The organism is Corynebacterium sp. LK33 (assembly GCF_014334955.1).
Lineage (GTDB): Bacteria > Actinomycetota > Actinomycetes > Mycobacteriales > Mycobacteriaceae > Corynebacterium > Corynebacterium jeikeium_D.
Genome location: NZ_PDGU01000002.1, coordinates 45,100 through 64,103, shown reverse-complemented (window position 1 = coordinate 64,103; position 19,004 = coordinate 45,100). Strand labels below are relative to the sequence as shown.

The following is a 19,004-nucleotide window of genomic DNA, read 5'->3' as shown; positions in this document are numbered from 1 at the left end:
TGATTATCTCTTCTTCTTTTTCCCTCGCTTGGGGCGGTGTACGCGACCGCCAGCACGATTCTTTCCGCTTGCCGACGGACCGCCGCGCCCGCGGTAACCGGCACCACTAGCACCGCCTGTCGATTGGCTCTGATCTTGACGAGCCCGGCGCGGACGTCGTGCGCCCAGTTCCTTGACAAATCGAGGCAGTCCCGGAGCGGCGCGCAGCTCTTCGGCTTCAACGCCGGCCCCTGCCAGCAGTTCGCGGGCCTGATCAACCTGGCGGTCACGCACAATCATCGCTACCGTGCCGGAAGCACCTGCACGAGCCGTGCGACCCGAGCGGTGAATATACGTCGCGGAATCCCTTGGCGGATCCGCGTGCACAACCAAGTCAAGAGCATCGATATCAATGCCACGAGCGGCCACATCCGTGGTGACGAGGACATTGATTTCACCGTCGGCAAAGGCCTTGAGGACTGCGCGACGAGTTGCCTGGCCGCGATCGCCGTGGAGGAAACCTAACTTGATGTCGTAGAACTGTAGAAACTTAGCCAGCTGCACGACACGCGCCTTAGAGTTGGCGAAAATGACGCACTGATCCTTGCGGGAGGCAATCCAGGCGACCACTTCGTCTGCCTCAGCGTTGTCCTCCACCCGAAGTAACAGATGCCGCATATTGCGCATGGTCAACCGGGAGGCAGTGACCTTGTGCTTCGCAACTTCAGTGCTACTTGCGCGACGATCGCGGATAAGCCCCGCGGCGTCGTCGTTAATCGTGGCGGAAAAGACCATGCGCTGTGCCGACTTCGGGCACGCACGGACCAGGCCCAGAACATCGGGCAGAAAGCCCATGTCAGCGAGCATGTCCGCTTCGTCTACGACTACGGCATGAACCTGCTCAAGGCTGAGGAGACCGCGGCGGCGCAAATCGTGTGCGCGACCCGGTGTGACCACAGCGATATCGACTGGTGCCGCGAGCAGAGTCTGCTGCTTGGCCACGGAGTCACCGCCGACCAAGCTCAAGACACGCAGACCTGCAGCGGCACCGATGTCAGCGAGGACATCAGCAATCTGATCTGCGAGTTCGCGCGTTGGCGAAATAATTAGCGCGCGCGGGTAACCGGGAAGCGCTGGAGAGGCGTTATTGAGTAACGCGACCAGCGGAATGCCGAATGCGAGCGTTTTGCCCGAGCCTGTGGGGGCCTGTGCGAGAACGTCCTTGCCAGCGAAAGCATCTGGCAAAGTCGCCACCTGCACGGCGGTAGGCGAAGTTATGTGCTGGGCACGCAGAATACTCACAATCGCTTCCGGCGTGCCCAACTGTCTGAAATCACTGGACTCAGCAGGAGGGGGCATGCTTGTTAGAATACCGCTATCCCCGGACAGCCATGCAATAGGCACGTCCGGTGAGCTTGAAAACTACCGTCCCATGACATTTACCAACCGCGACCCGGTTGCGCATAGGCCTCGCGCTCAAGAATGGCGGCTCGACGGAAGATGTTGCGGATGGATTTGAGCTCCGCATCGCTGGCCGTGGACATATTCTTTTCAAGGACCTCGAGAGCCTGCTGAACACTGTCAACATACTCGGGGTCGGAATACACCTCCACCCAGTTCGCGATCGCGGAATCCTCATCAACCAGCGATTTTCCTTGCAGAGTCAGCTCGGTTGCAATCCACATTTCGGCGACGATACTGGTTACGGCGACCCGATATGGGTTGAAAGCGCTACAGGAAGAATGCACGTCCAGCAAAAGCTGCGTGATGGTTGTCGGCTCGATGTCCTCGAGCGCCGAAGAAGTCTCTTCCAGCGCGTTATTGCTCAATTCCAACGCACGCACCAGGGCTTCCTGTGCGAGTGACGACCACAGAACCTGTTCCTTAGCGCAGGGTGCTTTGGTTGCCAGATGCGACAGGACTGGGAAAACTTGGTGCAAGTACCAGGCCTCTTGCGCTACGAAGAAGTTGGTTTCGTCCGAGGAAAGGTCGCCGCGGAGCATCGTGGGGACGCTGAACATTCCGCCAATCTCGGCAACGATGTCCTCGATGTCCCGCCACAGCTGGGAAGTAAAGGGGCCCGCCGGAGCAATCTGGAGTGAGTGGCCGAAGAAAGATTCCAGCTCCTTCGGCGGCTGCTCAGTGTCAGTGCCTTCGATGGCCTCCGGGTAAAAACTGGAGTTCAGATGCACTGGTTGCATTCGGCGAAGCGCGACCTTTTCCAGGCGACGAGCCCTGTGGCCGTGGTCAATGGGGCCGTGCCCCTGGCCGACGTTGAGGTTATCCGCGAAACGAATGGACTCGCTGAGCCAGCGCGTAGTCCAGCGCAGGGCATCATTGATCGCAGAGCCCCCACCAATCCGTGTGGCTAGAGCTGCGGACAGCGAACAACCCGTGCCATGGGTGTTCTCAGTGTGAATGCGGGGAGAAGAGCTGAAGAAAACCTGGCCATCGGGGAAGGCCACGGCGTTGCCGGCTTCCTCATCACTTAAGTGACCAGTCTTTGCAATCACGATGACATCGTTCTTGCTCGCGAACTCCAGCGCCTGCTCAATCAGCTCAGTGAAGTCGCTGGCCTCCGGGGCGTCGGCAAGCAATGCCAGTTCGGGAACATTCGGCGTGATGACGGTGGCTTCCGCGACCAAGTCACGCATTGCGTCCATGGCATCTTCGTCAAGCAGACGGTCGCCAGAGGTCGCGACCATAACCGGATCGAGAACAACCACGGCTGGCTTGGTCTCCCGAACCCAGTTGGTGACGGCCTGCGTGAGTTCGCGTGAACCCAACATGCCAATCTTCACCGCGTCGATGGTGACATCCTCAGTTACAGCAGCCAGCTGCTCGACGAGGAAGTCAACAGGTGGGGTGTGGACGGCACGAACGCCCACGGTGTTCTGAGATACCAAAGCGGTGACCACGCCCATGCCATAACCACCGGCGGCGGCGATTGATTTCAAATCGGCATGGAGCCCAGCGCCACCTGTTGGGTCTGTGCCGGCGATGGAAAGAACTCGTGGCACAAAATCAGGCTTTGCCTTCTTGGGAAATGGCATCTCAGACCCCTTTTAACTTCAAGAGTGTGAAGCGACAGACTTCAAGACTACGCTTCAACCTCGGAGCGGTCGCCAGACCAGAGGGTGTGGAAAGCACCCTCGCGGTCAACACGCTGGTACGTGTGCGCACCGAAGTAGTCACGCTGCCCCTGAACCAGTGCTGCCGGCAGACGCTCCGCACGCAGGCCGTCGTAGTACGCCAGCGAGGAGGAGAACACCGGAGCCGGGATACCCATCTGTGCTGCAGTGACGACAACGTCGCGCCACGCGTCGAGGCACTCGGTGACCTGGTCACGGAAGTACTCGTCGAGTACCAGCGCCGGCAGCTCCGGATTGCGGTCGTACGCTTCCTTGATGCGGTTCAGGAACTGTGCGCGGATGATGCAGCCACCACGCCAGATGGTCGCCAGCGCACCGCGGTCGATTTCCCAGCCGTACTCCTTGGCGCCAGCGTTAATCTCATCAAAGCCCTGCGAGTAGGCAATGATCTTGGAAGCGTAGAGCGCCTTACGGACGCGCTCCACAAAAGCATCGCGATCTTCCGGAGCCTTAGCCAGGCTTCCCGACGGCAGGTTGCGGGCAGCCTCACGCTGAGCAAGGGAAGACGACAGGGCGCGAGCGAACACGGCCTCGCCAATACCAGTTACTGGAATGCCCAAGTCCAAAGCGGCCTTGACCGTCCAACGGCCGGTGCCCTTCTGACCAGCAGCATCAACGATGACATCCACCAGCGGCTTGCCTGTCTTCTCATCGACCTGAGAGAGAACCTCAGCGGTGATCTCGACCAGGTAGGAGTCCAGGTCGCCCTTATTCCACTCGCGGAAGATATCTGCAATCTCGGCAGGGGTGAGGCCAGCAGCTTCGCGCAGCAGGTGGTAGGCCTCGCCAATTACCTGCATATCCGCGTACTCGATGCCGTTGTGGACCATCTTTACAAAGTGGCCAGCGCCATCGGAGGAAATGTGAGTACAGCACGGAACGCCATCAACGTGAGCGGAGATGGACTCCAGCAGCGGGCCGAGGGACTCGTAGGACTCCTTCGTGCCACCCGGCATAATGGATGGGCCGGTCAGAGCACCTTCTTCACCACCGGAAATACCAGTGCCAACGTAGTGCAGGCCAAGGGCGCGAATAGCCTTCTCGCGACGGATGGTGTCCGTGTAAAGAGAGTTACCGCCATCAATGATGATGTCGCCGGGCTCCATCACGTCGGCAAGCTGATCGATGACCGCATCAGTAGCGGCACCTGCCTGAACCATGATCAGAGCACGACGCGGGCGCTCCAGCGAAGCGACGAACTCTTCAATGGTCTCGGACGGGATGAATGAGCCTTCATCACCGTGTTCAGCGATGAGGGTGCGAGTTTTCTCCGGACTGCGGTTGTACACGGCAACGGTGTGTCCCTTGTGGGCGAAGTTGCGTGCGATATTCGAGCCCATGACGGCGAGCCCGACGACACCAATTTGTGCGAGTTCATTGTTATCGGTCATGCCCACCATCTTAAAGCCTGGCCGGGGTTCGTTGTATCTGGGACTCAGAAATTGTTACTGCTTTTAACGTTGAAACTGCCACGAGTGATGGCGTGCGCTGGCACAATGTTTGGCATGACTGACGAGACTATTGCGAATAATGGCAGTTCACAGGACTCTAACTCTGCAGCTTCCGTCGCCGAGCAGGCGAAGAGGAAGGCGCTGCGCGATTATATGACACTGGCGACGAAGGCTAGCCAGGAAGCGCTGAGCGATGAGGAGCTGGCTGTTTTTAACAGCACCTTGGGCGATAACGGAATCGGCGGTCTAGATACCTTGCTGGGCACGAAGTTTGTCCATGTCGGGCCGGAGCGAATTCAGATGGAGCTCGAGGTCGGGCCCGACCACCTGCAACCGTGGGGCCTAGCCAATGGCGGTGTTTATTGCTCGCTAGGTGAGACTGCTGGCTCTATTGCTGGTTTCGTTGCCTGCGGTGCGAAGAAGCCGGTCGTCGGTGTGAACAATAACACCGATTTTTACCGCTCCGCCCGAGCTGGCGAGGTAATCGTTACCACGGCGGAGCCAGAGTACCTGGGGCGCACCATGCAACTGTGGCGTATTGAGCACACCCGCAAGGCAGATGAAAAACTGCTGGCCCGCACCAACCTACGAATTGCGGTACTCGACAAGCCGCTGTAGCAAATCGTTATAGGTGGTAACGGGCCTGGTAGGAAGCTCGCAGGTGGCTTGTCGTGATTAGCTGTTTTCTAATCTGGCCACCTGCAAGTTAACTACTTGTTCCTTTTTGCGCGGTGCTCGCGGCGAGTGTCGCGAACCTCCAGCGGCAGATCCTGCTCAGCCTTGTCCTTGTTGAACTCGGCCAGGCGGTCGATGGCGTTGCGTGCGTACATCTGCTGGCGGGTGGAAACCATCTGCCAACGGTTGCGGTCCAGGACGTTCAGGCCCCAGCTGACGCAGGAGACGAGGCGGTTGCGGAAGCCCACCAGGAACATCAGGTGGACGGCCAGCCACAGAATCCAGCCGATGAAGCCGGTGACCTCAACCTTGCCCATCTTCACCACTGCGGAGAAGCGGGAGACGGTTGCCATGGAGCCCTTATCGAAGTACTCGAACGGCTGACGCTCAGCGACATCGCGGCCGTCGGCCTCAGCTGCAATGTTGGCGGCGACGTACTCGCCACCCTGAATAGCAACCTGAGCAACACCCGGCAGGTTCTCGCGGTTGGACATGTCGCCCACGACGTAGACGTTCTTGTAGTCACCAGCTGTCATGTCCTCGTTGACAACGACACGGCCAGCGCGGTCGGTCTCGGCGCCAGTCTGCTCGGCAATCATCTTGCCCAGCGGGGAAGCGGACACGCCGGCGGACCAAATCTTGCAGAACGACGGGATGAACTCCTCGGTTCCATCCTTCATGTTCTTGTAGGTGACTCCCTCTTCATTGACGTCAGTCACCATCGCGCCCAGCTTGACGATGACGCCCATCTTCTCCAGGGACTTCTGAGCCTTGCGGCCCAGACGCTTGCCAAACGGCGGCAGAACCTGTGGTGCGCCGTCGAGCAGGACGACGCGTGCAGCGTGCGGGTTGTAGCTGCGGTAGGACGATGCGAGGGTGCGGTTAGCCAGCTCGGCCAGCTGGCCAGCAAGCTCAACACCAGTCGGACCAGCGCCGACAACAACGAAGGTCAGCAGGCGCTCGCGCTCAGCCGGATCGTTGGTCAGCTCGGCGCGCTCAAACGCGCCGATGATGCGGGCACGGATTTCGAGTGCGTCGTCGATGTTCTTCATGCCCGGAGCAAACTCGGCAAAGTGATCATTGCCGAAGTAGGACTGGCCAGCGCCAGCGGCAACCAGGAGGTGATCGTATTCCCACTTGGAAGTCTGGTGACCCAGTTCCGAAGTCACAACCTGCTTTTCGACGTCGATGTCGGTGACATCGCCCTTGACAACACGAACGTTCTGAACACCGTCGAAGATCGTACGAGTGGACGGAGCGATTTCGCCCGAGGACAGGATGCCCGTTGCTACCTGGTAGAGCAGTGGCTGGAACAGGTGGTGGTTAGTGCGGTCGATGAGAGTGACGTCGACCTCGGCGCCCTGCAACTTCTTCGCCGCGAACAAGCCACCGAAACCCGAACCGATGACGACCACGTGCGGGCGTCCGGAGTGCGGGCGGTACGGAGTCTCGGTCATGTATTTTCTCCTCACAGACTTTAAAGTTCTCGAAGTTTTAGATTCGGCTTTTAGCCGGCAAGCCACAATAGTAATCCTCTCGGTGCGCCACCGCCTATTCTGGGTCCCTGCGCGGTAGGCTGCGAGAGCAAACTCAGTTCGTTATTCGTACCTTTATGCGGCGCGATTGTTAGGAGGTTCGGGCAGGGTGAATTCGGCAAGCCGGCAGGCAATTGACGCAGAGCGATGGCCTCGGGTTGCGCGTATTCCAGAGGGGCGTTTTCTAGCGAAACGTGCCGAAATGATGGAACGCTCTTTTGAGCGACTCTGCCAGGATAACGGCATTGAGCTGGTTGAATCCGGTGAGTTTGTCGGGGAGTCTTTCATTACTCGGTCGACGGGTGACGCCGATTTGGCTGTCGACGGAGTCGGTGGTGCCAGCTCTAGCGGCGGCAGTGAATCTCCCACTAGTTCTGAATCGTGTCGTCCAGTCGTTTTCAGCGTCATTGATCCTGTTTTCTATTCTCGACTAGCTGATTCAGAATGGCTCGGATTGGGGGAGGCCTATCTCGCGGGCGAGTGGTCCAGTGATGACTTGCCAGAGCTTCTCAGCCGACTGCTTAGCGCCGAGCTTGATATTGCTTCGTTGGGGCCGTTGGCACGTGGTCTGATGAAAGTCGCGCGTTCACGTCCGCGTCTCGATGGGCCAGATATGGCGGGAGAGTTGCCGACCTCATTGCTGGAGCTCTATTCCGGCGAATTGCTGATGGGCGGTTCCGGCCTGTTCGCCTCCGGAGTGCGAACCTCGTCGCGGGAACAGATTCAAAACTATGCCCGTGGTGCTGGCAAGGGTGGGGTTCCCTCGCACTGGTCAGTTGACGTGACTTATGTCGATGCCCCGAAATCCGTCGCGCGTGCCGATTTTCTGCATGCCCAGGTGCGCAATATTGAGCACATGCTCGATCTGGCTCGAGTCCGGGCCGGCGACCGTGTCGCCGAATGGCCGTCGGCAGGCGGAGAAATTGCCCTTCGAGCTGCAGAAAGGGGAGCGGGCGCGGAGGTTATTACCGTCTCTGATGACCACACCGAAACGGTGCTGGAACGGGTGGAAAAAGCCGGATTGCGCGGCGCGGTCGATGTGATCCAGATGGATCGCAACATTCCGTCGCCACGCGAATTCGAGTCCGACTTCGAGGCGGTTATCAACGTCGGGCGTCTGGAGACCTTCGGTCGTGCAGGTGCGCTGCGCTGGCTGAAGAGCGCCGAGCGTCTGCTTGTCGACCGCGGCACCATCGTCGTCCAAATGGTGGTAGCGACGGACAAATTCGATGCGCTCGCCGAGCGCAGCTTGGACCTCGTACGCGCTTACGTGTGGCCGCAGCTGCAGCTTTTCACTGTAGAAGAGCTGCGCAAGATGGTGGACCGGGAAACCGGCCTGCGCATCGCGGCGGAAGAGTACATTCCGGCGCACTTCGCGACGACCTTGCAGCTCCAGCGAGATTTCTTTGCGGCGCATGCGCGCGAAGCCGCTGGTATCGGGTACGACAGAGTGTTCCGGAGGATGTGGAATTACTATCTGTCGCTGTTTGAAGCGCTCGTGCGCGCAGAGAAAGTCACGCTCGTACAGGTCGAGCTCGTGCATGCGCCACGCAGGCCTCACTAGCAGTGGGCAGCTCCGGGCGCGTTGGAAATTCGCCAGATAAATAAAGCCTGTAAAAATAAATCACGTTTTTAGGCAAAACCACCTCAAAGGCGATGTTTAGGGTCTAAAAACGAAACTATGAACGCACAGAGCACCACACGTACTGCAGACATTGTTGTCGTCGGCGCCGGACTTGCCGGATTGGTCGCGACGTATGAGGCCACGCAGGCCGGCAAGAAGGTCATCCTTGTCGACCAGGAGAATGCCAACAACCTCGGCGGACAGGCTTTCTGGTCGCTGGGAGGAATCTTTCTCGTCGACTCGCCAGAGCAGCGCCGCCTCGGAGTCAAGGACAACCGCGAGCTCGCTGAAGCTGACTGGTTCAACTCCGCGCAGTTCGACCGCGAGGAAGACAACTGGGGACGCAAGTGGGCCAAGGCCTACCTGAACTTCGCGGCAGGGGAGAAGCGTGACTACCTCCGCAATCTCGGCGTGAAGTTCCTGCCTGTCGTCGGGTGGGCTGAGCGCGGTGAAGGGCGTGCCGACGGTCACGGCAACTCGGTACCCCGATTCCACCTCACCTGGGGCACAGGCCCCGAAATCGTCCGCGTATTCGCAGAGCCGGTCGCTGAAGCTGCGAAGAAGGGGCTGGTGGAATACTGCCATCGCCACCGCGTTGACGAGGTAATCGTCGAAGATGGTCGCGCCGTCGGCGTGCGTGGCAAGATTCTGGTTCCCTGTGAATCGCTAGAGCGAGGAGTGGCGTCGTCACGCGAGGAAACAGGGGAGGACTTTGAGATCCGCGGGTCGGCCGTGTGCATTGCGACGGGCGGTGTTGGCGGCAACCTGGAAGCCGTGCGTAAGTGCTGGCCGACCGAGCGCCTGGGCGAGATGCCGAAGGATATGGTCTGCGGTGTGCCAGAGCATGTTGACGGTCGTGGTATCGAGATTGCAGAGCAGGCCGGCGCAAACCTCGTCAACCGTGACCGCATGTGGCATTACACCGAGGGCATGAAGAACTGGAATCCCGTGTGGCCGAATCACGGTATCCGTATCATCCCGGGGCCGTCGGCCATGTGGTTCGACGCAGAAGGAAACCGCCTGCCAGCGCCATATATTCCGGGCGCGGATACTGTCGGCACGATGAAGCACATTCTGGCCACCGGACACTCGTATTCCTGGTTTGTGCTGAATAAGAACATCGTGGGCAAGGAGTTTATTTTCTCTGGCTCAGAACAGAATCCGGATCTGACCGACAAGGAGATCAAGAAGCTGATTGGCAAGGTGACCTCTGGTGTTGCCGCACCTATTCAGGCGTTTATGGATAACGGCGAAGACTGGGTGGTTGCCGACGATCTGCCAAAGCTGGTCGAGGGGATGAACGAGATTGTGGAGGCGAGCTCGGGCGGGGAGTCCGGAGCCGCAGCGCCGAAGATTGACCTGGAGAAGCTCGAGGAGCAGATTCGTCAGCGCGATATGCAGACCGGTAACCCCTTCTCCAAGGACTACCAGGTCAATTACGTCAACGTGGCCCGGAACTTCCTCGGGGACAAGATCATCCGCTCCGTGCCGCCATCACCGATTTTGGATCCGAAGAACGGCCCACTGATTGCTATTCGTCTGCGCATGCTGACCCGCAAGACGCTCGGTGGCATCGAGACCACCCTCGACGGCCAGTGCTTGCACCCGGACGGAACTCCCTTCGAGGGGCTCTACGCCGCAGGCGAGGCCTCTGGCTTCGGTGGCGGCGGCGTCCACGGCAACAACGCGCTGGAAGGTACATTCCTGGGCGGCTGTATTTTCAGTGGCCGCCAGGCAGGCCGCGCGATGGCGGAAGTGGTTAAGTAGCTACCGCATACCGCACAGTTCGGTAGAAGAATCCGCGACTACTCCAGCCCGATGGAGAATGCACTTTCCAGGTCGTGCTGAGAGTAGGTGCGGAAAGCCAGCTGAGTCTGAGTGCGAATAACACCGTCGACCTTGCTGATGAGATTTGGAATGATTTCCGCCAAATCATCGTGATTAGTTGCGCGCACCACGACGACCAAGTCCCAGTCACCAGTAACGGAGTAGACCTCAGTCACGCCGTCGATCTCGACGATGGTCTCGGCGGCCTCCGGAATCTTGTCAGCTTCGACATCGATGGACACAATTGCGGTAATCAAACTCATGGCTGCCTTTCCTCGGAGTTTAAACGTGGGGCCCGCTGAATAGCGTGGCCCGGACCGCAAGGTACGCAAGATTGCTCAAGATACTGCGGCCCGGAATTTCATTTCTGTCACGATTCTACTGATTTCCAGAAAACAGCCTGGAGGATCCGGACGAAAGTCGGTAAAAAGGGCGCTATGACACAAACCGCATTTCAGTCCAACCCAGTCCAGCTTTCCGGAGACCTGCCCCAGGTGGGCAACAAGGCTCCGGAGTTTACCCTCACCGGTGGTGACCTCGGTGAGGTCACCAATGAGACCTTCGCTGGTAAGAAGGTCGTCTACAACATCTTCCCGTCGGTAGACACCGGTGTTTGTGCAGCTTCGGTGCGTCACTTCAACGAGGACGCTGCTGGGCTGGACAACACCGTCGTAGTTAATGTTTCGCGTGACCTGCCGTTCGCTCTCGGCCGCTTCTGCGCTGCAGAAGGCCTGGACAACGTTGAGGTTGCCTCGGACTTCCGCCACGGCTTCGGCGAAGCCTTCGGTGTTGTCCAGCAGGATGGCCCGCTCGCCGGCCTGCTTGCTCGGGCCGTAGTCGTCACTGACGAAGAGGGCAAGGTCATTTACAACCAGCTGGTCGATGAGATCACCACGGAGCCGGACTACGACTCCGCACTGGCTGCACTGAAGTAATTAGCTAACAAGCTTTCAGCAGCAAGTAACCAGCTGGAATCGACGGGGCTCGTCGGCGCACTCGCTAGGCTGTTGCCTGGCGGACTTCGCCGACGAGCTCTTCTAGTACGTCCTCCAGCGCAACGATTCCGCTGACAGAGTTCTCCGAAGTACTATCTTCCTCCGTCACCAAGGCGAAGTGAGCCTGCTCGCGCTGCATAAGCCGCATGACCGTCTGGAGCTTGGCATCCGGGCTGACGCTTGCGAAGGTGCGAATCAGATTCCGCGGGAAGGGTCGGTCGCGGTGACCGTCGTCAAGCGAGAGCAAATCCTTGACATGAAGGTAGCCGATGAAGCTGCTGTCGGCATCGGTGATGGGGAAGCGGGAAAAGCGCGTGCGTGCGCTGAGCTCTTCGATGTCGGCGACAGTGGCGTCGGGGCCAATGGTGACGAGGGTGTCGAGTTGCATAGTGACATCCGCGGCGGTCAGATGCTCGAAGCCGAGAGCTTTGTGGAGGAGCGCGAGCTCGTCATTGTCGAGAAGGCCCTGACGCCCGGACTCGGCGACGAAATCCTGCACCTGACTAGCGGTGAAGGAGGAATCGACCTCGTTCTTCGGAGTGGCGCGAAGAACCTTGCGAACCACGATGTTCGCGGTCGTATTCATCGCCCAGATAACCGGATTGAGCACCCGCACAATCACATACAGCGGAATAGCCACGAACTTCGCCGTCGGGCTGGGGGCCGCAATAGCGATGTTCTTCGGCACCATTTCGCCGACAACCATGTGTAAGAAAGTGACAATCAGCAGCGCCAACGCCAGCGCAACCACGTGGGCGGTGCCCGCGGGGAGTCCCAGCGCTGTCATGTAGGGCTCGAAGAAGTGCGCAATCGCAGGCTCGCCGACGGCACCGATGAGCAGGGAACAGGCGGTAATGCCCAGCTGTGTTGCCGCCAGGGAGACCGACACGTTTTCGATACCGCGCAGCGCGTACTTTGCGCTGGTAGAGCCGCTGACGGCATCCGGTTCAATCTGGTCGCGGCGAGCCGAGACCATCGCAAATTCAGCGGCGACAAACCAGGCATTGAGGGCCAACAGCAAAATAAGAGTAAGTAGTGGCATGTTCTAGCCCTCCTTTTCGCTGTTGTGCTCGACGTGGTTGTGACTGGTTCCGTCCTGGTGAGCGCCTTCGTCCGTGCGCGTGACCTTGTTGCCGGCGCGGTCCACCTGGACGCGAATACGGCCAACGCGGTGACGCGCCATGCGCTCGACTCGAAAAGCAACTTCAGCGGTGGTAGGCAAGTTCTCCTCATCGAGGTTCTCGTGGTCGGTGGCTTCGACCGTAATCGTGTCGCCGAAGCGAGGCATGCGATCCAAGCGTTCGGTGATAAATCCACCAATAGTGTCGGATTCTTCGCCCTCCGGCAGGACCAGGTTTAGAATCTCTCCCAACTCATCAGGGCGCATGAGACCGGAAACAATCACCGTATTGGGGCTAATCCGGCTGTAGAGCAACGAACGATCGTCCTGTTCATCGTCAATTTCACCGACGATTTCCTCGACGAGATCCTCCAACGTCACAATGCCGTCCGTGCCGCCGTACTCATCGACAACCACCGCGAACTGGTATGCATCCTCACGCAGTTGCCGCATCAGCGGATCAAGTGTGGTCGAGTCGTTTACCACGAGTACATCTTTGGCCAGGCTCGCAGCCGACGTCGTCAAGCGTTGTGCGTGTGGCACGCTGAGCAGGTCGGTGTAATGCACCACGCCGCGAATGTCGTCGACGCTGTTGCCGACGACGGGGAAGCGGGCGTGCCCGGAATCTGCGACGACCGTCAGCATCTCTGCGACGCTCTGATCTTCGATAAAGATGATCTGCGTGCGTGGCGTCATCACATCAGCCGCTGTGCGCTCGCCGAACTCGATCGATCGCGCCACCAACTCGGCGGTCTGCGGGTTAATCTTTCCTTCATCGCTAGAGCGCGTGACGACGGCACGGAGTTCCTCCGCGGTCCTGGCACTGGCGACCTCTTCCTCAGGGGAGAAGCCGAGCCGTTTTAGCACCCAATTAGCCGCGCTGTTGAGTAGCCAGACCAGCCAGCCGAATGCGAACATAAAGGCATTTTGTGGCCTGACCACCAGGTTTGCGACTTTAGCGGGCTCGGCGATGGCCCAGTTTTTGGGGACGAGTTCGCCAAAGACCATTTGAGTGAAGGTCGCGATAATGAAAGCGCCCGTAGTGCTGATTGCAGTGACGGTGGCGGGAGAGATGCTAGTGCCACCAAATGCGGCTTCGAGGAGGACGCCGAGGGAAGGCCCGGTCAGGAAACCAGCGACGAGGCTGGTGACGGTAATTCCCAGCTGTGCGCCGGAGAGGTTAGTAGAGGTGCGTGATAGAGCACGGTCTACTAAATATGCGGACCTTGAGCCGGCGTTTGCGGCGTTCTTGACATCGTTCCTATTAACCGTGAGGTAGGAAAACTCGACAGCAACGAAAATTGCATTGGCGAAAACGAGGAAAAGAAAGACCGCTAATACGATAAGCGCGGATACGATCACGCGGCATCACCTGAAGTGTTCGCTGCGTTCGCTGGGGATGCTGCGGCGGTTGCTGCGGTGATTGCGCTTACTGCGGCTACTGAGAGCCCGTCAACGTTGGCGCGAGGCTCTGGGTCGTCGGACGAGCCAGAGCTATCTGATGTGTCGGACGCATTGGATCTGTCTGAGCTGCTGGATGTGTCTGAGAGTTCAGGCATGCGAGAAATCTTACTAAAAATTCCTTAGACCTGACGGCAATGGCGCATCGGCGGTAATGGGGAGGACGAGACCTTAAGGCCAAAATGTCATAATGTATATTATCGGACAAATACTGAAAGTGGTTGGCCCTGGGGTTTTCTGAATTTCCAGGCCTGTCGCCTTTTTCGCCGCCGCCTTTTCTGCTGCCGTGTTCTATCTTGGCGCTTGATCCATGCCGTCGGGCTTATTGCTCATTGTCCTTGGCGTCCGATGCAAGCTCATCCGCGGTGCGAACGGCAATCTCTTCCCGCAGTCGCTTGTTCTGCCACAGGGTCATGCCAATCAGGAATGCGCCGACAGCCGCGAGCCACCACACGCCCTTGTAGGTCACGAACGCGATGAAGATAATGAGCAGCACCATTCGCACCTTTCGTGCGAGCAACATTGCTTCGTAGGTGTTCATATCGTTGTGACTCCCAACTAGCCAACCAAAAATGTTTTTGGTGGGATGTCTGTGGTGTGTGACTAAATGGCTTTATTACGTCACAGTGACGAATCGAGGTGTATTTTCGCTGGCTATAAGCCGATTTGGATTAGCGCTACTGCGATTCTCTTTAGATGGCTGTGTCTGCCAGCCGCGAAACCTACCCGTCCTACGCGTCCTGCTTCTCTGCGACAATGCGTAGATTGAGTTCGCCGTTTTCCTCGATGGATGCAGCTACAAACTGTGGCAGGCGCACGTTGTAATCCAGTCGGTTGATTGGCAGAGTGCCCGACAGCAAAACCAGGTTTTCGGTACGAGCGGCCTTCATCGGCACGGTGACATCATTGGTGACACCGCGGATGGTCAGGCGTCCCGGAATCTCGATATTCGCCCACTGGCCGTTATCTGGAATGTTTGAAATATCGAGCGGCTCTGCAAGCTCAAACTTGGCTTCTGGGTACTGCTCAACACTGAAAATATTGTTGCGGACATTGATGTCACGACGTTCAATATCGCTAGTCAAAGTTGCCATGTCAACAACAATGGATGCATCCTCAAGATTGTTGTTAGCAACCTTCAGCTCGCCGGTGACATCGTGGGTGGAACCGGACGTCGTACGCCTGCTGCCCGGCAGTACCTCGTTAAAAGTAAAGCCAACGGAAGTGTTCTGTGAGTTATCGCCACCGATAATCTTCCAGGTGCCATTCGCGTCAGTTGTTGCTGCAGGCAGCTCCGTCGCCTCGAAATCCCCAGTACGCACCCCTTCATGCGTGAAAACGCGATACAAAACTGGCCCCACAATAACAATTGCGAGCGCAACAACTGCAACGGCTATCAAAGTAATAATTGACTTACGGACACCAGAATTCATAGTGCTCATCCTATCCTTTTAATCCGCTATGGGATAAACCGTTCCACCTCACGCGTTTTCATAATCAATTCCTGCGTAATCTCCTGCAGGACGGCAGTCTCCATGCCGTCGTCAAGCGCGGTGCGCAAGTCTTCGGCGAGACAACGTACTTCGAAGAGCCCGTCCCCTATTCGCTTTACGACGTCATCGTCCGCCGGCCTGCTCGTGGCATCGGTGGCGGTCTTCAACGTGAGATCCGAATTGATTCGCTCGGCAATCGGCCTGGAAGCGCCTTTTGCTACGCCAGTGCGTTTTTCATACGCGCGCTGCCGGCAGGCTTGGCTGCAGAACTTGCGACGGCGACCGCGGATAGCGACCTCCATTTCGCGGCCACACCACTGGCAATTGGCGGTAGTTGTGCTCGGCTTTTGATCTGACACAGAAGTCAATTATGGCATGAATACAGATTAAGGCGTTATAATGTGTGGTCTAGTATTTCTACCAAAGGGGGCACGTTCCACATGGCAGATCGAGTTCTTCGTGGCAGTCGCATGGGCGCCGTTTCGTATGAGACCGATCGCGATCATGACCTCGCGCCGCGAATGATGGTCCGCTACCGCACTGAATCCGGTGAGATCTTCGAGGTCCCATTCGCGGATGACGCGGAAATTCCAGGTGAATGGCTGTGCAAGAATGGCCAGATTGGTGAGCTGGTTGAAGGCGAAGGCACTGAAGCCAAGCCGGTGAAGCCTCCGAGGACTCACTGGGACATGCTCCGTGAGCGTCGCTCCATTGAGGAGCTCGACGTGCTGCTGGATGAGCGCGTTGACTTGCTGCGCAAGCGTCGTCGTAACGCCGCTCGCCTGCTAAAGGCTCAGAAGGAAGCCGAAGAGGCAGAGAAGAACGCTTAAGGTTTGAGCTGGCTTGCGCTAGTGAGCTTTAGAGCTTTGTAGCCGTCAATCAAACACTGAAATTCGGGTCCGGATAAGGTTTTGCTCCTTATTCGGACCCATTTTTCGTTGGTGCCTGGCTGCGGCGGGTCGAGCCGAGTTACTGACTGCGTTTATGACAAAAATGGCCTGAAAAATGGCTTGAAACTGTCATAAACTAAGACAGTTTCACATTTGCAGCCCCCATTCATACAGGCAGCCCGTATTCACATTTGCAGCCCCCATTCATACAGGCAGCCCGTCTCCGCACGGGCAGGCCGCAATCTTTGGGCTGCCCTAGCCCTACTTGCGGAATCGCTGCTTAAACTCGTGACCAGCCAGGCGACCAATCTCCGACCCCAGGTTTTTTACCTGCTGTGAGCGGTGCTTAAATCCCCACTTGGTGACCTGCAGCAGTGACTGCTTCACAAAGCTGCCATCCATCTTGGACTCGCCGTACTCGCGCTCAGTAAAGGTGATCGGAACCTCTTCCACCAAGAAGCCAGCCTGTACAGCCTCAAAAGCGAGCTCGGTCTGGAACAGGTACGCAGCCTTGCCAATGTTCTCGAGGTCAAGGGTTTCGAGAACTTCTCGTCGATAAGCACGGTAGCCAGCGGTGATATCCGAGATGCCCGCGCCGAGCGCCAGCGAGATGTAGAGGTTGCCGCCGCGGGAGAGAACCTGACGGCTCATTGGCCAGTTGACGGTCTTGCCGCCCGGAATGTAGCGGGAACCGATGACGACATCGGCACCGTCCTCGAGCTTCTCCAGCAGCAGATGGAACTGCTCTGGTGCGTGGGAGCCGTCGGCATCCATCTCGCAGAGAACCTCGTAGTCTCGCTCGAGACCCCAAGCGAAGCCCGCGCGGTACGCACCCCAGAGACCGCCCTTGCCCTCGCGGTGCAGGACGTAGATGTGCTCTTCGCCGTTGTTGTCCGCCTTGTCAGCGGCAGCGATTTCATCGGCGAGTTCACCGGTGCCGTCTGGCGAAGAGTCATCGACAACCAAAATGTCGACGCGAGGCTCCGCTGCGCGCAGGCGTGCAATCACGCCCGGCAGGTTTTCCCGCTCGTTGAAAGTGGGAATGACAACCAGCGTCGACTCATTTAGGGCAGTCACTCGTGATTCTCCTTAGTGCATGTTCTGCTCAGTATCCCGGCCATCAACTTCATCTGCGCCTGCCCTGGCATCTCCGCCACGGCGACGCAGGACGGCACCAACCACACAAAGAATACCGAATGCAGTCAGTAGACCTTCAATCCACGTCCCGAAGCGGGCTGCAAAAGTCAGGTGGGAGTACTGAGGCAAAGTCTCGGTGAGCACCTTCTGCTCGAAGATTTTGCTCTGCTTTACGACGTCTCCGTGCGCATCCACAATCGCGCTCACACCGCTGGTTGCGGCGACGGCCGTGGAGCGTTGGAACTCCATGGCTCGCATGCGGCTCATGGCCAGCTGTTGGTAGGTCATGTCGGTGAAACCGAAGGTGGCGTTATTTGTGGGCGTGGCCAGCATGGTTGCGCCGTGGTTGACCGCGTTGCGGAAGGCACCATCGAAGACCACTTCGTAACAGGTGGCCACGCCCAGCTCGACCTTCTTTAAACCATCTGTGCCTGGCGTTGTGACCACGGCATCGCCGTTGCCCGGAGTCATGTCTCCGGCGTGAGCGACCATGTCGGAAAAGTGGCGTAGTAGCTCGCGGAATGGCATGGTTTCGCCGAAGGGCTGGAGATAGATTTTCTCGTGCTGATCGCCGGGGCCGGTCTGTGGATCCCAGACCACCATGGTGTTTTGCACCCCATCAGTGTAGGTAAAGGTGCCGACCACGATGGGAGCGCCGATGTTCATCGCGGCATTTTCGATAATGCGTGCCGCTTCCCCATCCGTAAACGGGCTGACATCAGAGGAGTTTTCAGGCCAGATAACGATGTCCGGTTGCTGTTCCTTACCTTGGTGGACACGTCGTGCCAGCTCATTGGTGGCATCGGCGTGGTTTTGCAGCACTGCGCGGCGCTGGGCATTGAACTCTAAACCGAGGCGCGGAACATTGCCCTGGATAACCGCGACACGGGTGTTGTCAGCGGCCGTAGGCTCAGGCAGCTGTTGGGTCCACGCAGGAAGAGCCCAGCCGACGAATAACGCTCCCACCAAAAACGCAGCGGAGGTTGCGTAGGAACGTAGCGTGAGCGCGACCAGACCCGCACCAACGCAAGCAGCGAGGAAAGTGACCAATGCAGTGCTGCCGATTGCCACTGCTGGGGCCAGCGGGCCGTCGACCTGTCCCCAGGCAACGCGGAGCCAGGGGAAGCCTCCGAAAGGCCAGCGGGCTAGCAGCGCCTCCCCTGCCACGAGCGCAGCGGCCATGCCGGGGAGCCTCAGCGCGAGGGGGAAACTGGATTGCGCAATCAGCCACATCGCAAACGCCGCCGGAATTGTGAGAAGACCCAGCACAATTGAGAGAGCCACGTAGGGGCCAATGCCGACGAAGGAGCCGATCCACGGCAGTGAGAAAAGTGCCGTCGCTGTTGCCCAGCTGAAGCCCACCACTACGCTGGATTTCCAATCGGCTGCGCAGAAGAAGGCAAAAATGAGCAGGGCGAGGCCGATCCAGGCCGTCCACCACCAGCTCATGGGCGCATAGCTTAAGAACTGCAATCCACCAGCGAGGATTGCAATGAAGGCGAGAACGAGGCGCTGCTTTAGTGGGGTAAGCGCGCGAAAGCGCGCCTGCCAGCGATTCGGATTCTCCGGAATGTCTTTCGAAGCGTCTTTCTGAGCGACGTTCCCGTGCTCGCTGGAGCGCGCTTGGCGGTTAGTGTGCACTTGTATAAGAGAACTCTCTACGTT

17 protein-coding genes are annotated in these 19,004 nt (G+C 58.4%); 5 read left to right on the top strand and 12 right to left on the bottom strand.

Annotated elements, in window-relative coordinates:
- Positions 1 to 3: 3 nt before the first annotated feature.
- The 3 genes from CRD20_RS00455 to gndA form a co-directional block, all read right to left on the bottom strand.
- The gene (locus CRD20_RS00455) at positions 4 to 1,338 is read right to left on the bottom strand and encodes a DEAD/DEAH box helicase (RefSeq protein ID WP_222866132.1); all 1,335 of its coding nucleotides are present in this window, start codon (positions 1,336 to 1,338) and stop codon (positions 4 to 6) included.
- Positions 1,339 to 1,418: 80 nt separating this feature from the next.
- Entirely contained in the window at positions 1,419 to 3,032 is a 1,614-nt protein-coding gene (locus tag CRD20_RS00450) for a bifunctional hydroxymethylpyrimidine kinase/phosphomethylpyrimidine kinase (RefSeq protein WP_048734030.1), read from the bottom strand.
- 47 nt (positions 3,033 to 3,079) lie between these two features.
- Complete coding sequence (gene gndA, locus CRD20_RS00445; protein WP_048734032.1) at positions 3,080 to 4,531, bottom strand: NADP-dependent phosphogluconate dehydrogenase; 1,452 nt, start codon at positions 4,529 to 4,531, stop codon at positions 3,080 to 3,082.
- 105 nt (positions 4,532 to 4,636) lie between these two features.
- Here gndA and CRD20_RS00440 point away from each other — a divergent pair, with 105 nt between their 5' ends.
- A complete protein-coding gene (locus CRD20_RS00440) occupies positions 4,637 to 5,200 on the top strand; it encodes a PaaI family thioesterase (RefSeq protein ID WP_224433479.1) in 564 nt (187 codons plus the stop codon).
- Between the two features lie 92 nt (positions 5,201 to 5,292).
- Here CRD20_RS00440 and CRD20_RS00435 read toward each other — a convergent pair whose 3' ends face one another.
- On the bottom strand, positions 5,293 to 6,714 hold the full coding sequence (locus tag CRD20_RS00435; protein WP_016422826.1) for an NAD(P)/FAD-dependent oxidoreductase: 1,422 nt from the start codon (positions 6,712 to 6,714) through the stop codon (positions 5,293 to 5,295).
- A gap of 187 nt (positions 6,715 to 6,901) precedes the next feature.
- Between CRD20_RS00435 and CRD20_RS11260 the strand changes: the two genes are divergently transcribed.
- Entirely contained in the window at positions 6,902 to 8,356 is a 1,455-nt protein-coding gene (locus CRD20_RS11260; protein ID WP_187401155.1) for a class I SAM-dependent methyltransferase, read from the top strand.
- A gap of 117 nt (positions 8,357 to 8,473) precedes the next feature.
- Positions 8,474 to 10,183, top strand: coding sequence for an FAD-binding dehydrogenase (locus CRD20_RS00425; protein ID WP_049170503.1), 1,710 nt, complete (start codon positions 8,474 to 8,476; stop codon positions 10,181 to 10,183).
- A gap of 38 nt (positions 10,184 to 10,221) precedes the next feature.
- Here CRD20_RS00425 and CRD20_RS00420 read toward each other — a convergent pair whose 3' ends face one another.
- Entirely contained in the window at positions 10,222 to 10,506 is a 285-nt protein-coding gene (locus tag CRD20_RS00420) for an Lrp/AsnC family transcriptional regulator (protein ID WP_005511316.1), read from the bottom strand.
- Positions 10,507 to 10,680: 174 nt separating this feature from the next.
- Between CRD20_RS00420 and tpx the strand changes: the two genes are divergently transcribed.
- A complete protein-coding gene (gene tpx / locus CRD20_RS00415) occupies positions 10,681 to 11,178 on the top strand; it encodes a thiol peroxidase (protein ID WP_016422822.1) in 498 nt (165 codons plus the stop codon).
- Positions 11,179 to 11,242: 64 nt separating this feature from the next.
- Here the strand turns inward: tpx and CRD20_RS00410 are convergent, their stop codons facing one another.
- The 5 genes from CRD20_RS00410 to CRD20_RS00390 form a co-directional block, all read right to left on the bottom strand.
- A complete protein-coding gene (locus tag CRD20_RS00410) occupies positions 11,243 to 12,280 on the bottom strand; it encodes a hemolysin family protein (RefSeq protein WP_187404642.1) in 1,038 nt (345 codons plus the stop codon).
- Positions 12,281 to 12,283: 3 nt separating this feature from the next.
- Positions 12,284 to 13,720: a hemolysin family protein gene (locus tag CRD20_RS11255; protein ID WP_187404641.1), complete on the bottom strand. Its 1,437-nt coding sequence runs from the start codon at positions 13,718 to 13,720 to the stop codon at positions 12,284 to 12,286.
- 421 nt (positions 13,721 to 14,141) lie between these two features.
- Complete coding sequence (locus tag CRD20_RS00400; protein ID WP_187404640.1) at positions 14,142 to 14,360, bottom strand: hypothetical protein; 219 nt, start codon at positions 14,358 to 14,360, stop codon at positions 14,142 to 14,144.
- A 190-nt stretch (positions 14,361 to 14,550) separates the two neighbouring features.
- Entirely contained in the window at positions 14,551 to 15,261 is a 711-nt protein-coding gene (locus CRD20_RS00395) for a YceI family protein (protein ID WP_187404639.1), read from the bottom strand.
- A 17-nt stretch (positions 15,262 to 15,278) separates the two neighbouring features.
- Positions 15,279 to 15,671 carry a hypothetical protein gene (locus CRD20_RS00390; protein ID WP_241486342.1) on the bottom strand — a complete coding sequence of 131 codons (393 nt, stop codon included), beginning with the start codon at positions 15,669 to 15,671 and terminating at the stop codon, positions 15,279 to 15,281.
- Positions 15,672 to 15,752: 81 nt separating this feature from the next.
- Between CRD20_RS00390 and CRD20_RS00385 the strand changes: the two genes are divergently transcribed.
- Positions 15,753 to 16,142, top strand: coding sequence for an RNA polymerase-binding protein RbpA (locus tag CRD20_RS00385; RefSeq protein ID WP_005511311.1), 390 nt, complete (start codon positions 15,753 to 15,755; stop codon positions 16,140 to 16,142).
- 321 nt (positions 16,143 to 16,463) lie between these two features.
- Here the strand turns inward: CRD20_RS00385 and CRD20_RS00380 are convergent, their stop codons facing one another.
- A complete protein-coding gene (locus CRD20_RS00380; RefSeq protein ID WP_187404638.1) occupies positions 16,464 to 17,279 on the bottom strand; it encodes a polyprenol monophosphomannose synthase in 816 nt (271 codons plus the stop codon).
- Positions 17,280 to 17,291: 12 nt separating this feature from the next.
- A complete protein-coding gene (gene lnt / locus CRD20_RS00375) occupies positions 17,292 to 18,980 on the bottom strand; it encodes an apolipoprotein N-acyltransferase (RefSeq protein ID WP_187404637.1) in 1,689 nt (562 codons plus the stop codon).
- Positions 18,981 to 19,004: the final 24 nt, after the last annotated feature.